The 13,342-nt window shown below is 52.4% G+C and carries 15 protein-coding genes and 1 pseudogene; 1 reads left to right on the forward strand and 15 read right to left on the reverse strand.

Features of this window, described 5'->3' with window-relative positions; genetic code table 11:
* Positions 1 to 28: 28 nt before the first annotated feature.
* The 11 genes and pseudogenes from FED52_RS09780 to FED52_RS09830 form a co-directional block, all read right to left on the reverse strand.
* Positions 29 to 1,354, reverse strand: a complete 1,326-nt coding sequence (locus FED52_RS09780; protein ID WP_138859739.1) for a ribonuclease E/G — start codon at positions 1,352 to 1,354, stop codon at positions 29 to 31.
* A gap of 42 nt (positions 1,355 to 1,396) precedes the next feature.
* Positions 1,397 to 2,254 carry a septum site-determining protein MinD gene (gene minD, locus FED52_RS09785; RefSeq protein ID WP_051627738.1) on the reverse strand — a complete coding sequence of 286 codons (858 nt, stop codon included), beginning with the start codon at positions 2,252 to 2,254 and terminating at the stop codon, positions 1,397 to 1,399.
* Between the two features lie 5 nt (positions 2,255 to 2,259).
* Entirely contained in the window at positions 2,260 to 2,928 is a 669-nt protein-coding gene (locus FED52_RS09790) for a septum site-determining protein MinC (protein WP_240731247.1), read from the reverse strand.
* 5 nt (positions 2,929 to 2,933) lie between these two features.
* Positions 2,934 to 3,428 carry a rod shape-determining protein MreD gene (gene mreD, locus FED52_RS09795; RefSeq protein WP_138860326.1) on the reverse strand — a complete coding sequence of 165 codons (495 nt, stop codon included), beginning with the start codon at positions 3,426 to 3,428 and terminating at the stop codon, positions 2,934 to 2,936.
* Position 3,429: 1 nt separating this feature from the next.
* Positions 3,430 to 4,320, reverse strand: coding sequence for a rod shape-determining protein MreC (mreC, locus tag FED52_RS09800; RefSeq protein WP_029595822.1), 891 nt, complete (start codon positions 4,318 to 4,320; stop codon positions 3,430 to 3,432).
* Between the two features lie 13 nt (positions 4,321 to 4,333).
* A complete protein-coding gene (locus FED52_RS09805; protein WP_029595823.1) occupies positions 4,334 to 5,371 on the reverse strand; it encodes a rod shape-determining protein in 1,038 nt (345 codons plus the stop codon).
* Between the two features lie 204 nt (positions 5,372 to 5,575).
* On the reverse strand, positions 5,576 to 6,412 hold the full coding sequence (locus tag FED52_RS09810) for a DUF2785 domain-containing protein (protein WP_138859741.1): 837 nt from the start codon (positions 6,410 to 6,412) through the stop codon (positions 5,576 to 5,578).
* A 127-nt stretch (positions 6,413 to 6,539) separates the two neighbouring features.
* Positions 6,540 to 6,983: a hypothetical protein gene (locus tag FED52_RS09815; RefSeq protein WP_240731248.1), complete on the reverse strand. Its 444-nt coding sequence runs from the start codon at positions 6,981 to 6,983 to the stop codon at positions 6,540 to 6,542.
* A 62-nt stretch (positions 6,984 to 7,045) separates the two neighbouring features.
* A pseudogene (locus FED52_RS09820) lies at positions 7,046 to 7,348 on the reverse strand (JAB domain-containing protein); the annotation flags it as partial.
* 326 nt (positions 7,349 to 7,674) lie between these two features.
* The gene (locus FED52_RS09825; protein WP_029595826.1) at positions 7,675 to 7,863 is read right to left on the reverse strand and encodes a hypothetical protein; all 189 of its coding nucleotides are present in this window, start codon (positions 7,861 to 7,863) and stop codon (positions 7,675 to 7,677) included.
* Positions 7,864 to 7,909: 46 nt separating this feature from the next.
* Complete coding sequence (locus tag FED52_RS09830; RefSeq protein ID WP_138859742.1) at positions 7,910 to 8,587, reverse strand: hypothetical protein; 678 nt, start codon at positions 8,585 to 8,587, stop codon at positions 7,910 to 7,912.
* A 588-nt stretch (positions 8,588 to 9,175) separates the two neighbouring features.
* Here FED52_RS09830 and FED52_RS09835 point away from each other — a divergent pair.
* Positions 9,176 to 9,493: a recombinase family protein gene (locus tag FED52_RS09835; RefSeq protein WP_029595829.1), complete on the forward strand. Its 318-nt coding sequence runs from the start codon at positions 9,176 to 9,178 to the stop codon at positions 9,491 to 9,493.
* Positions 9,494 to 9,628: 135 nt separating this feature from the next.
* Here FED52_RS09835 and radC read toward each other — a convergent pair whose 3' ends face one another.
* The 4 genes from radC to pilM all read right to left on the reverse strand — a co-directional run bounded on the left by radC (position 9,629) and on the right by pilM (position 13,341).
* The gene (gene radC, locus FED52_RS09840; protein ID WP_235420135.1) at positions 9,629 to 10,252 is read right to left on the reverse strand and encodes a RadC family protein; all 624 of its coding nucleotides are present in this window, start codon (positions 10,250 to 10,252) and stop codon (positions 9,629 to 9,631) included.
* A 29-nt stretch (positions 10,253 to 10,281) separates the two neighbouring features.
* Positions 10,282 to 10,869: a Maf family protein gene (locus FED52_RS09845; protein WP_029595831.1), complete on the reverse strand. Its 588-nt coding sequence runs from the start codon at positions 10,867 to 10,869 to the stop codon at positions 10,282 to 10,284.
* Positions 10,870 to 11,008: 139 nt separating this feature from the next.
* Positions 11,009 to 11,716, reverse strand: coding sequence for a hypothetical protein (locus tag FED52_RS09850; RefSeq protein ID WP_138859743.1), 708 nt, complete (start codon positions 11,714 to 11,716; stop codon positions 11,009 to 11,011).
* On the reverse strand, positions 11,713 to 13,341 hold the full coding sequence (gene pilM / locus FED52_RS09855; protein WP_138859744.1) for a pilus assembly protein PilM: 1,629 nt from the start codon (positions 13,339 to 13,341) through the stop codon (positions 11,713 to 11,715). The genes FED52_RS09850 and pilM overlap by 4 nt, the downstream gene beginning before the upstream one ends.
* Position 13,342 lies beyond the last annotated feature (1 nt).

The raw sequence follows: 13,342 nt of genomic DNA on the forward strand, positions 1-13,342 counted from the left end.
AGATAATACCACTCTCGTTTCATCGTTGTCAATGACGAGATACGAAATTCTGACATTCCTCGAGCGTCCCGTAGAACGCCACATCCGGTTCTCCCTCGACGAGGAGGACCGTGCAGGCAAACCCATCCCACGACGCGTCGTGCCACTTGCCCGGAAGCGTCAAGACGACCGCTTCGACTTCCGGCGCGAGCTCCATCAAAGCACGTTCAATCCGAGAGAAGACGGCGAGCTTCGACGGCTTCCCGTCGTGCGTCATCCGGTCTTGAATCGAACGGCCCGTGCGTTCCCGGGACAGCTCGAACAAGCCCATACGCGTGAAACCGTACACTTCGACGCGGCGCGGATCACGGGCGCCGAGCTCTTTCATCTTTTTCAAGAGCCGGGCCTGCCCGTCTTTTGACCCGCGTAAGAAGTCGATGACGACCATGCCGCCGATATTGCGCAGCCGGAGCTGCTCCATGACCGCGTAGAGGGCGGCTTCGTTGATTGTGTCGGCTGCCCGCCCCTTGTCCTTGACGGCGACGTTCTTGCCGCTGTTGACGTCGATGACGGTCATCGTCTCAACTTGTTCGACCAAGACGTAAGAACCACCTTCAAGCCAGACGACGCGCTGTCCGAGCTTTTCAATCGCCCCGTCGAGCCGGGCCGCTTCTTTCATCCGACCTTTGCCGACATGGCGTTCGACGTTGACCTCGAGCCGTGATAACCGCTCTTGTGCTTCCTTGTCGTTCAACATGACCGACTCGACCGCATGGCGGCGCACGAACTGTTCACACAGCAGCTCATCCTGCCCGCGTCGTGCCGTCACGACGTCCGCGGCGCGACGCCGAAGCAAGGCAAGTTCTTCTTGAAGGACGTCCGGGCTCGCTTGCCCTGACTCCGTCCGAAACAAGACCCCTTCCGCTTCTTCGAGCTCGAACACTTTCGATAACCGGTCCTGGGTGACGAGGTCGAGCTTCCGGCTATACAGCTTACGCCGGCCGTATGGGAAGTAGACGATGTAGCGTCCGCCGAAGCGGATGTTTTCCGTCACTTTATGATGTTTGCCGTTGATGCCTTCTTTCGTCACTTGGACGAGGCGTTTGTCACCGACGACGGCCGCCTGGCCGATGCCTGGCACGTTCGGATACGCCTCGAGCGCTTTGAGCGTCTCGGCAATCGGCAGGAAGAACGTCGTCTCGCCGGTCGTCAAAAACGCGGCGCCGAGCGACGGGTGAATCCGTTCGATTGCGGCCTCGAGAATCGTCCCGACCGACAGTTGGTCGATGAAGCGTTCCTCGACCTCGAGGAGACGTTCCCCATCGACGAGCATGGCCCGTTCGATGGACGGGGTCCGTTCATAGATCAATCGCACACGTATCTCTCCTTTCGACACAAAAAGGCAACTTTCGTTGCCTTAGGCTTTTTTCATTCCAAACTTCATCATGAGCCGCGTCCAGAAGCCGACCGGTTTTTGTTCGGTTTGAATCGACATGAGCGGCACCGACTCGCCGAGAATGCGGCGCGTGATGTTGCGGTACGCTTGTCCGGCGTTATTGTCCGGGTTCATCGTGACCGGCACTCCGCGGTTCGCAGCGGCGATGACTTCTTCATCGTCGACGACGACGCCGAGCAAGTCGATCGACAAGATACGCATGATGTCATCGATGTCGAGCATGTCGCCTGATTCGACGAGGTGGTTCTTGACGCGGTTGACGATCAGTTTCGGTGCCGCGACATGTTCCGCTTGCTCGAGCATGCCGATGATGCGGTCCGCGTCTTGAACGGCAGCCTTCTCAGGCGTCGTCACGACGACAGCCTCGTCGGCGCCGGCGATGGCGTTCATGAAACCTTGCTCGATACCGGCCGGGCAGTCGATCAACACGAAGTCGTATTCGGTCTTCAACTGGTCGATGATCTCTTTCACTTGCTCCGGTTGGACCGACGTCTTGTCTTTCGACTGGGCCGCAGGCAAGAGATACATCTCTTCGAACCGCTTGTCACGGACGAGCGCCTGATGCAGCTTGCACTGCCCGTTGATGACGTCAACGAGGTTATAGATGCTCCGGTTGTCGAGTCCTAAGATGATATCCAAGTTCCGTAGACCGATATCCGTATCGACGAGACAGACCGAGTGGCCAGACAATGCGAGGCCCGTCCCGAGGTTCGCGGTCGTGGTCGTCTTCCCGACGCCACCTTTCCCCGACGTCACGACGATGGCCCGACCTTTCTTCACTTCTTTAGCTGTATGTACAGGCTCTACTACTTGCTCCATCAAACTCACCCTCTCTGTAATTCCATTGCATATGCGTCTTTCAGCCCAGTCATGACTTGACGAAGACGCGTCATTTCAATGCCCTGATTCGTCTGATACGCGCATCCCATCTCGATCTCCGGAAGCTCTTCGTCGTCGTCCGACGCGAGCACATGTTCACCGATCGCTAAAAACTTCGGATGGAGCAGACTGGCGGTGATGACCGCTTCCTCCCATCCTTCGACACCGGCACGCACATTTCCTCGTATCGTCCCTAAACAATATATGCTGCCCGTTGCCCGAACCTCGGACCCCGGGTTGATGTCTCCGATAATGAGCACCGAGCCATCGAAATCGAGCATTTGCCCGCTTCGAATCGTCCCGCTATGGTAGTGGAACGTCTTTTTGCCGTAGGTCGCTTTCGCTTCTTCGGTCAACATGACCTCGCTCGATAGCTCCTCGATATAAAAAACGCCATGACGAGCGACGACTTCACGAATTTGACGTGACAGCTCCTCGTCGATGTAACGAGTACCCGCGTGCAATTTGAGTGCAATCTTCCCAGAGGGCGGCTCCATTTCTTGTAACGTGGCCTCAAGCTCTCCGAGCACCTCATCGATGCCACTCCGTGGATTGAAGTGGATTGCAATACCGTTGCGATGTCCTTTTATCGTAATATGTCGTTTACGCTCCATCATGGCTACCCTCTTTTCGCTACAGGCCGCGGCGCCACGTATCGTGTCATCGGCACGTATAACAGTGCGATGGCGACAGCGTTGACGGCGAGCGTCCCTGGAATCTGTTCAACTAATAGTGTTTGAATGGTCATGGTCGTCCCACCGACCGCCGTCATGACACTGAAAATCCCGAAAGAAAACACGAGGATCATGAATGTGAACGTGATGGCGACCGAAAAGAAGTTCTCACCTATATATTTTAACACGAAGCTGACTAAGAGAGGAATGAGTGAAAAAGTAAATAAGTAAATTCCGAGCAAGTCGGTGTAGACGATGTCGTACAACAGTCCAAAGACGAGCCCGAATCCGAACGCCGCCTCGAAGCGACCATACAAACTGACGTACATCAAGCCGATCAACGTCAAATATAAGAACGGCGTCACATAGTGCCATGAGAAAATCGCGGCCCAAGTCCCTTCAATAAGAAAGAGGAGGAACAGGGCGATGAACACTTTCATGTTACTCACCCGCTGCTCCTCCTTCCTCGGGACCCGTCAAGAACGGTTCGTCGAGCGTACGATCAATGACGAACATTTGCGAGAACTCGTTGAAGTCCGCCTCAGGTTTGATACGGGCGACTTGAGACACGCCATATTCATCCGTCTCGATCGACTCGACCGTCCCGATGACAAGACCGGCCGGGTAACGACCACCGAGACCTGACGTCGACACGATCTCGCCTTCTTTCAACTTGACGCTGTTCGAGACCTTCGTGAAGAAGAGCTCGTTCGTCTCACTGTCGAAGCCATCGATTGTCCCGTACGTCGCTTTGCCGTCCTCATCTTTGACGACGGCCGAAACATTGTTCGTCCGGTTGTTGTCCGAAAGGAGTTGCACTTGTGACGTGTAGGCGCTCGTTTGAATGACGCGCCCGACCATACCTCCGGCGGCCGTGACGGCCATGCCCTTCTCAACACCGCGCTCTTCCCCGACGTTAATCGTCACATAGCGCTGCCAGTCGTTCGGCGTGCGCCCGATCACTTCGGCGGGAATCAAATCAAAGTCACGAAGCGACGTGTCACGCGCCTCGACCATTTGGCGCAATTCTTCGTTCTCACGGCGCAGGTCATCGGCTTCGACCGACACTTCCGCGTATTTCGTCAAATGTTGTTTCAATTGACGGTTCTCTTCATAAATGTCGCGTACGTTCGAAATCGAGGACACGGTACTGTCCATCCAGCCGATCGGCACCGTGAACACCCGTTGGAACGTTCCGACCACATCACGCGTGACGTCCTGGTACCAAGCGGATTCCGACCGTCCTCGAATCGAAACCCCTAAAATCACTACGAATAAGATGATACCGATCAGCGTGATGATGAGCTTTTTATTACGTACGAACCGGCTCATCGTGTGTCACCACTCATCGACGCGACGAGATGCCTGATTTTGAACGGAGGACGTCCATCATTTCAAGTGATTTTCCTGTCCCGATTGCGACACAATCGAGTGGCTCATCCGCGACAAGTGTCGGGATGTGTGTCTCGTCCGAGATGACGTCATCCAGGTTTTTAAGGAGTGCGCCACCACCTGTGAGGACGATACCGCGGTCCATGACGTCAGCCGCAAGCTCCGGTGGCGTCTGCTCGAGCGTTTGTTTGACGCCCGCGAGAATCGCTTCAACCGTATCCGAGAGTGCTTCGCACACTTCAGCAGCCGTGACTTCGATTTGTTTCGGAAGACCTGTCACGAGATCGCGACCACGGATTTCCATCTTCTCATCTTCGTTCGAAACGTCGATGCGAGCCGAACCGACTTCCATCTTGAGCGTCTCAGACGTCCGCTCCCCGATCATGAGGTTGTATTTGTTTTTGATGTAACGAATAATGGCGTCGTCCATTTCGTCACCACCGACACGAATCGATTGGCTCGTCACGATGCCGCCGAGTGAAATCACTGCGACTTCGGTCGTACCGCCACCGATATCCACGACCATCGAGCCCGTCGGTTCCCAAACCGGGAGACCGGCACCGATTGCTGCCGCGAACGGCTCTTCAATCGTGTACGCTTCACGCGCGCCTGCTTGCTTGGCTGCGTCTTCCACGGCACGTTTTTCAACTGACGTGATGCCGCTTGGCACACAGATCATGACGTTCGTCTTCGATGAGAACAAACCGCTCTTCGACTTCTGCGCTTGCTCCATGAAGTATTTGATCATCGTCGCTGTCGTTTCGAAATCGGCGATTACCCCATCTTTCATCGGACGGCGTGCCGTGACGTTACCCGGCGTACGTCCAATCATATCCTTGGCCTGGTTACCCACGGCCTCAATTCTACCTGTATCTGTACGGAACGCCACTACCGACGGTTCACGAACAACGATGCCTTGACCTTTTACATAAACGAGCGTATTTGCCGTTCCAAGGTCGATTCCGATTTCTCGGTTAAAACTACGAAACATACGTGCTGCTCCTCTCTTGGTTACACTATTTTTTATTATAACGGAAAAATCATGTTTGAAAACGTTCATTCGATTACAGGTTATTTACAATAACGTTCATCTCAGTCCTGTCTCACCGTATATTAGTGTGCCTTCTTTTCGACAAAAACGCAAATCAAAAAGCAAGCGCGTGTAAGCGCCTGCCTAGATTGTTCCGGGTTCTCGTCAAATCTGCTGCAACGTCTCGGAGACGGCGGCTTGAAGCTTCGGGCGATTCACGTCCGCCAATTTCACGAAAAAGCTCTTCAGAAACGTTTTCACGTTATGGACGACGTGCCAATAGTACTCGGGCTCGAGTTGCTGTTTTTGCGCGCGCAATCGGGCAGGCAAATCTTCTAACAGGACGATCAGCTCATGTTCGTCCATCCCGCGCCCGAGCAAGGCGAAGATGGGATTCAGCAGGCGCTCGTCCTCGTCATGCACATAGACGCTCGGAATCATCACCTTGTTCCATAGCGCCGCGAGCATATCCCCGTATTCCGTCTCATCGAGGTGCGGATGCAAAGCGAGCTCGTCGAAGGCATCGGCCACATGGGCGATCGAATGGGCCCAGCCTTTCCCAGGTACATAGCCTCTCGTGTCGATTTCACAATCGAGATACGCCATGAGCTTCGCCTTCAACATGTCGATGTCCGTCTCGGATAAAAATCCTCGTTGCCGGTCTTGATACACGAGCAAGGCGATCAACAGCGTCGAGAACGCCCGTGTGAAGACGGTATCCGATGCCGTCTCCCCGATGCCGTAAAACAAGTGGTATTTGAGCGTCGTCCGGAACATCTCCGTCAACTGTTCGTTCGTCAGTTGTTCGTCTTCGATGATGAATCGATAAAACAGCGTGTAAATCAACTGATCTCGAAGTTCAGGGTCCGTCGAGCCGATGTGATGGAGCATCGATTGGATCACCCGCTCCTCGTCCAAGTCGTGCAACCGAACCGTCCCGTCCTTGATGTCCGTCAATATCACTTTCAAATCCTGTTCTTGGTAGATGGTTTCCTCACTCATGTCTGATCACATTCCCTCTCAGTTAGTCGTATGTAAACGCATACTCTCGGTGTTCGACACTATGTTTGATGACTCCTCCCAACACAAAAAAGCAGGCGTGGATGCGCCTGCTACGTTCGAAACATACTTAGAGGCCCGGTTGGAGCGGGAGCAATAGCATGGCCGCGTAAAAGAATACCGCGAAGATCAATACCGGGCGAAAGAACCGCGACGGTTTTTGTCGGGTCGCCCCCGCCATAAAGCTCGACGTCGTCACGACGAACACGTAAATTCCGGCATACATGAAGACGAGTTGCGGAATGACTCGCCACACTTGAAGGTCGAGCGAGGAATTGAACCAGGCGACAAATAGAGCCGCATACGCGATACAAGCACCAATCCCAATGCCGACACCGACAAGCGGCGAGACGCGGTCGAGCCAATGGTCTTCTCGTTGGAACCGTCGAAACAGTACCACACTGATGAAGACGAACAACGCGAATACGAGAAGTGATAGTACGCGTGGGTCGAGCCGGACAAAACTTGCGACGAGTGCGACGACAAGCATCAATAACCAAATCAATTTTTCCAATGTAAACACCTCGTATGCCAGTATAGCAAACTGATGTCTCGTTTGGAAAATAAATTCCAGTTTCAACCGTTCATGTAGCCCTGCTGCTTCATACTGACGTAATGGTCCTCCCCGATGATGAAATGGTCGAGGCAGGCGATACCGACGATATTGCCCGCTTCGACTAAACGCTCGGACACGTCGATGTCTTCCCGGCTCGGTGTCGCGTCCCCGCTCGGATGGTTATGGACGGCGATGAAACAAGCGGCCGATAGTTTGAGCGCTTCGCGGAACACATCGCGCGGATGGACGATGGACGAATTGAGCCCGCCGACGAACAACGTCTTCCGGGCGATGAGCTGAATCTTCGTGTTCAAATACAGGCATTTAGACTAGATATAAATACTATTAATGACTTTTGGATACTCTCTATTCATTTTGCTTCCATTTTATTCATGGATTATAAGACGGTGCTCAAACACTCAGCTTCACTCATGATTGCCAATCTAACTTTGCAGCTCAGTCTAGGCTAACGGCAATGTACGTCTTGCAAACGAAATTGGTGCATATGAGGGCTCGCAGGTCCAACGCGTCGATGATGCAGGAGTTTACTTCTTCAATATTACGGCCGATGGCAACTGGACGATTAGTGTTGAATAATATACTCAAACAAAAAGAAACTCATCGCATCTGATGAGTTTCTTTTTGTTATTCAATTATCCACAGCCTTAGGCTTCTTATTGCCACCATAAAAAATCATGGATGCGGCGATAATAATACAAATCAAACCACCAAGACCTGTAGTAATTATTGAAAGCTGTTCGTCAAAAAATGCTTTGCTAATTCCAAGGAATATAAGAAATAGCCACCCTATTAGGTTAATCTTAGTTTTTTTAGACACTTTATTTCCTCCTAATAAACCAAAGACTTACTAAACTTTTTAAAGATCAATATCTTACAAGTGTAATGTATGCCGCTGGATAATTAGATGTCGTATTTGGTTTAACTGTTAACTTTACTCCAGTAATAGTACCTTTAAGTATCATAATAGCTGAATCTTTCCACCACGAAGTTTGACGATTCATCAAATCAGATGCAGTCCAAGCAGTCACAGTCGCGGCAATACCCGTGAAGTTCGACATACCAGCAATACGTGTAATTGCATAAATTGCAACACTATCTGATAAAGGATTAGAGATATAAAATGGCCAATCAAACTTATTGTCAATCGAGTCAATTACTCTTATCACTTCAGCCTTACGAAAATATCTTACATAACCTTTAGTACCACCATCAGGCGGCTGAACCACGGCCATTGGTGAAATGCTAGACTTTGATAAAGAAGCAGCTAACTTTGTAGGAGCAGTTAGATTTTCTTCTGGACCTACACTCTTTTGGATTTCTGAATTTCTAAACGCTGAATCTTCGAGCTTAGCTTGGTACTCTACTACGTGCTCTTTTGGAACTTCAGACATAATTACTTTGGTGTCATCTGAATAGAGTACAACTTGAACTGTTTCTTCTAAACTTCCTTCTGAGCCAATTTCTGCAGATGCTTTTTGGAATGGAACTAAGGTTCCTATCATTAACATCATAGCACAAAAAATAACGATTAACTTCTTCACTTCAATTCCCCCTGTATCTCTATTTTGTTACCAATAAGGTAACTTACTTTTTTCACAATAATTGTAATTACCATTATTTTCAACGTGCAAATTATTATTATCGGGCTTATGTTATATCGTTGTAAATTACTCCAACCTAACGAACTATTTTGCTATTGATATTGAATAACTAAATGAGCGCAAACAAAAACCACCCGTATGAACTACTCCATAAAAGCCGGATTTTCAGGTCCAACTTTATGGGGAAATTCAGTTAAGATGGTTTTTACTACATTGACTTGAGCTTCCTAAGTGATTGAATGTCAGACACGGCTGCTGTAGTTTTTGATTTCAGATTCACTTTGAAAAATTCACTCTCGATTCCAGTAAGAGCATGCAAAGACTTGGAATCAGAAGCATAAAAGTTTGAAACAAGCTCCTCAATCGTCAATAACAAATTACAATCTAGTACTTGGAGAATACTCTTAAACTTTACAGGAGTAGCAATAGGGATTATATCGTCAAGAGGTTCTATCTGCCTGTATTTTTTCTGATTCATCACTCTCCAGAAATAACTACTTTGCTCTGGAGTAATCAAAGATAGTTCTTTTGCTCTCATTTGTAGCTGCAATAGCTGAATGGGAATCTACCAACTTAGGTGAACGTGTACAGCTCGGTCAGATTGAAAAAGCAAGACAAGGCGCATGGTCCGCTCCCGCTCTTTACGGTTTCAGTAAGAACAATCAAAAACGCCTGGAAGTAAATCCAGACGAGATTGAGGCAGTAAAACTCATGGTGCGTAAGGTTAAAGAAGGTTATAGCTTCCGCCAACTATCAATGTATACGCAGAACATTTCGTATAAACCGCGCAGAGATTATAAATGGCACATTGGCATAACCAGTGTTTTACGGAGCAATGCAATGTAATGATGAGGTGTATGAAAGCACCCATGAAGAAATCATGAGCAAGGAAAGCTTTATGAGTCTCTAGAAAAAGCAAGAAATGAATTAAAACCATTCAATCAACAAGAAGTAGACATTTTTATGCCTACCTCCCCTTCCTCAGCCATTCATATACCCGCGCTGCTTCATACTGACGTAATGGTCCTCCCCGATGATGACGTGGTCGAGACAAGCGATGCCGACGATATGACCGGCCTCGACGAGCCGCTCCGACACCTCGATGTCTTCCCGGCTCGGGGTCGCGTCCCCGCTCGGATGGTTATGGACGGCGATGAAACAAGCGGCCGACAGTTTGAGCGCTTCGCGGAACACATCGCGCGGATGGACGATGGACGAATTGAGCCCGCCGACGAACAACGTCTTCCGGGCGATGAGCTGATTCTTCGTGTTCAAATACAGGCAGATGAAATGTTCCTGATTCAACAGCCGGAGCTCATCACGGAGCAGTTCATAGGCGTCCTGCGGCGAACGGATCGTCGGTGTCTCCACTTTCGGTTCCTCGACGTAACGGAGACCGATTGCGAACGCCGCGAGCAACTGTTCGGCTTTCTTCTTCGTCATGCCCTCGATTTGACAGAGGTCGCTCACGGACGCCTGCGACAGCGCCCGGAGCGTCGGATATACGTCGGACAGCCGTCGGGCCGTCTCGTGCGGGTCGCCACCCCTGCCCCCGATTTGGAGCAGCCGGGCAATCGCGGATTCAACACTTCGGTCGAGCACCATGGTCATTCCTTCACCAACTTTCGCTTCATTCACAGAAAGCGCGGCGATACCCCGTGTCGCTCGAGCGTCTCGACGAGCGGACGGATCGGCAGACCGACGACGTTGTAAAAGTCCCCTTCGAGCCGTTCGACGAACAGACCGCCCGACCCTTGAATCCCATAGGCACCGGCCTTATCATACGGCTCCGTCGAATCGAGGTAGCCGTCGAGCCACGCGTCCGGGATGTCGATGAACGTGACGTGAGTCGTCGTGACGAATAAGTCATACCGCTCGGGCCCGATGATGCTGACGCCGGTAAGTACTTCATGCGTCGCCCCCGATAGGCGTCGCAGCATGTCCCGCGCGTCGTCCCGGTCTTTCGGCTTCTCTAAAATCGTCCCGTCCAAGACGACGACCGTATCTGAGCCGATGACGACGGCGTCACGGTTGTCGCGGGCGACGTCCATCGCCTTCTCGCGGGCGAGGCGTCCGACATACTCGTCCGGATGTTCCCGTCCGTTCGTCCCTTCGATGACGTTCGATGGGATGACCTCATGGGTGATCCCGGCCTGGGTCAACAGCTCGGTCCGCCGCGGCGACATCGAGGCGAGGATGACACGTTTCTGTGTTGGTTTCATTGTAGCGACTCCTTCCATATGTGCGTAACGGGCTTCTTTCCCGTATCACACTTCACTGTTGATTGTAGGCAAACGGGCAGATGTTTACAATCCGCGACGCCTCAAAAAAACGTCCCTTCTTTTCGAAGGGACGCTCGGATTATGGTGTCGTATAGTCGTACACCGGGATGTCTTTCGGTGTGAACGTCTGGGCCGGCACATAGCGGTCCTCGACGAGTTGATCGAGGTCCGGGCGATAGAACGCGTCGAGTTCGACCGTGAAATCGAGCGGCTCGGCGGTCTCGGTCGTGTTCGGTCCCGTCTCCGCCGGTCCGTTGAATTGGACCGTGCGCAAGATGTGAATCCGGTTCATCGACTCGACCGACTCGAGGAACAAGACGAGCGACTCGTACGTGTCCGCTTGGAGCGAGACCGTCGAGCGGACCGATGAGGCGTTGACCGGCGTGATTTCGACCGGTTCGGCTGGTTCAGCCGTCGCGCTCACATCGTTCGGTTCCGGCTCGTCGATGTCTTCCGGCACTTCCGTTTCGGCGATGATGCCGTCGGCGAAAGCGATGCTCGTCACACGGACGTCAGACAGTTGACTCGCCTGCGACAACGTCTCGACGACCGTGTCGAGCGCTGCTTCGGTCGGGACACGCGTCTGCAGACGCTGTGAGTCGGCGACGTCGACGACTTCGCCTTCTTGACGCAACAGTTCGAGTTTCGTCTGTTCGAGTGACAGTTCCCGCTCGAGCGATTTGACGTTGCCTTGGTGGATGAAATACTGGTAACCGAAATAAGAAGGTACGGCGATGGCCGCGAACAAACAGATTGTGAAAATCAAATAAATCGTCGAACGTTTCATTCGCTCACCACCTCCTCATCGGCCGTCTCTTCCGTCTCGCCGTCCGGTGTCTCCCCTTCCGGAGCCTCCGGTTCGACGTTAAGGAACGTGAAGGTGAACTCTCCGATGTAACGCGGGAGCGGTTCGTTCGTCGAGTCGAGCACGCTCGGCGACAGCGTCGTATCCATGTCGGTGCCCGTTTCTTCCTGTTCCGTCTCCGCTTTCGTCTCGGTCGTCACGCCGAGCAGTTTAACGTTCTCAAACCGTACGTCGTTCAAAAGTGAGCGTTGGAACACGTTCAAATCGGCGAGCGTCTCAAACTGGGTCCTCACGCTCATGAGCGAACCGTCGGCGTAGTTATACGTCAGCACGTAGCCCGTCGGCGGCAGTTGTTCCGTCAACGCCCGAAGCGCTGGCACGGCCAACTTCTCCTCGGCCGTGAGCGCCGTCACCGTCTGGTCGAGCGACAGGACTTGCTGGCCTTTCGAATTCGCTTGCTCGGTCTGGTAAATCCGGACAAGTTGCAATTGTTCCTCAAGTTGAGCCTCATTCTGTTCTAGCTCGTTTACTTCATAATACAAGTAGCCCGTCGCCCCGCCACCAATCATCAGAGCGAGCAGGCTCACGATAATCGGCCACCGGAGCGTCACATCGGTCGAGTTGATGAAGTTGGCGTCGTGCTCCTTGTCGAGCGTCGCCATCCCAAGGAGCGGCAACATCTGATGCGACAACGGCGTCGCGTGAGAGAGCGGAAGCGGGTCGGCGATCCGTTTGACCGGCACCATCGCCTCACTTTCAATCGTCCGGACAAGGTCGTCGAGGTTCGGGATCGTCCCCGAGACGAGCAACTCGTCAATCGGACGACCGTCCGTCCGGAGCGAGTAACGATAGAAATCGAGAAAGCGGGCAAGTTCGTTCAACCACTCGTCCGTCTGCGTCGCGAGCGACTCCTTCGAGTCACTATATGTATACGTGATGATCCCGTCCGTCGTCTCGGCGCGGTACGGGAGATTAGTCTCGATGGCCCGGATGAAGCGAACTTGCCCTTCCTCAAGGACGAGCAACTGGTGCGCGAACGGCGTCACGTGCCAGATTAGTGTCGATTTGAGCGGGTCGAGCGTCTCAAGTCGGGCTACCCCGTTCGCGATGGCGACCGGACGCGGCACGATTTTCTTCAATTGGAATCCGCGTTTTTTCATATAAGCGCGGATGGCTTTCGTCAAATCGACCGAGACGGCGTGTAGCATGACCTCGGTCTTCGACTCCGTCTCACCGAGCACCTCATAGTCGAAGGCGACGTCGTCGAACGGCAAGATGATTGAGCTACCGATTTCCATGAACAGATAGCCACGAATCTCGTCTTTCGGGATTGTCGATGGAATCTCGACTTTACGGGACAACACCTCGGTCTCGGCCATATCGACGGCACAGACCATCCCTTTTCGTACTTTCAATTTACGGCACAGTTCATCGAAAGCGAGACCGAATGCGTTCTCGTCTTCAATCCGTCCCCCCGTATAGGCGCCTTTCGCCAATTGGACGGTGGCGCTGCGTTTGAACACGCCTTGCTTAATCACGGCCCCGTGGATGCTGAGCGCATCGAACGAAAAGTAAGCGACCGTTCCTTTCTCTATAGCCCGGCTCATG

It is taken from the genome of Exiguobacterium mexicanum, assembly GCF_005960665.1.
GTDB classification, from domain to species: domain Bacteria; phylum Bacillota; class Bacilli; order Exiguobacteriales; family Exiguobacteriaceae; genus Exiguobacterium; species Exiguobacterium mexicanum_A.

Bases quoted from the DNA above. Each gene is read 5' to 3' on its own strand.
- radC (WP_235420135.1), bottom strand. From the start codon at position 10,252: ATGGTGCTCGACCGAAGTGTTGAATCCGCGATTGCCCGGCTGCTCCAA.
- FED52_RS09805 (WP_029595823.1), bottom strand. From the start codon at position 5,371: ATGTTTCGTAGTTTTAACCGAGAAATCGGAATCGACCTTGGAACGGCA.
- mreD (WP_138860326.1), bottom strand. From the start codon at position 3,428: ATGAAAGTGTTCATCGCCCTGTTCCTCCTCTTTCTTATTGAAGGGACT.
- pilM (WP_138859744.1), bottom strand. From the start codon at position 13,341: ATGAGCCGGGCTATAGAGAAAGGAACGGTCGCTTACTTTTCGTTCGAT.
- minD (WP_051627738.1), bottom strand. From the start codon at position 2,254: ATGGAGCAAGTAGTAGAGCCTGTACATACAGCTAAAGAAGTGAAGAAA.
- mreC (WP_029595822.1), bottom strand. From the start codon at position 4,320: ATGAGCCGGTTCGTACGTAATAAAAAGCTCATCATCACGCTGATCGGT.
- FED52_RS09790 (WP_240731247.1), bottom strand. From the start codon at position 2,928: ATGGAGCGTAAACGACATATTACGATAAAAGGACATCGCAACGGTATT.
- FED52_RS09845 (WP_029595831.1), bottom strand. From the start codon at position 10,869: ATGAAACCAACACAGAAACGTGTCATCCTCGCCTCGATGTCGCCGCGG.
- FED52_RS09810 (WP_138859741.1), bottom strand. From the start codon at position 6,412: ATGAGTGAGGAAACCATCTACCAAGAACAGGATTTGAAAGTGATATTG.
- FED52_RS09850 (WP_138859743.1), bottom strand. From the start codon at position 11,716: ATGAAACGTTCGACGATTTATTTGATTTTCACAATCTGTTTGTTCGCG.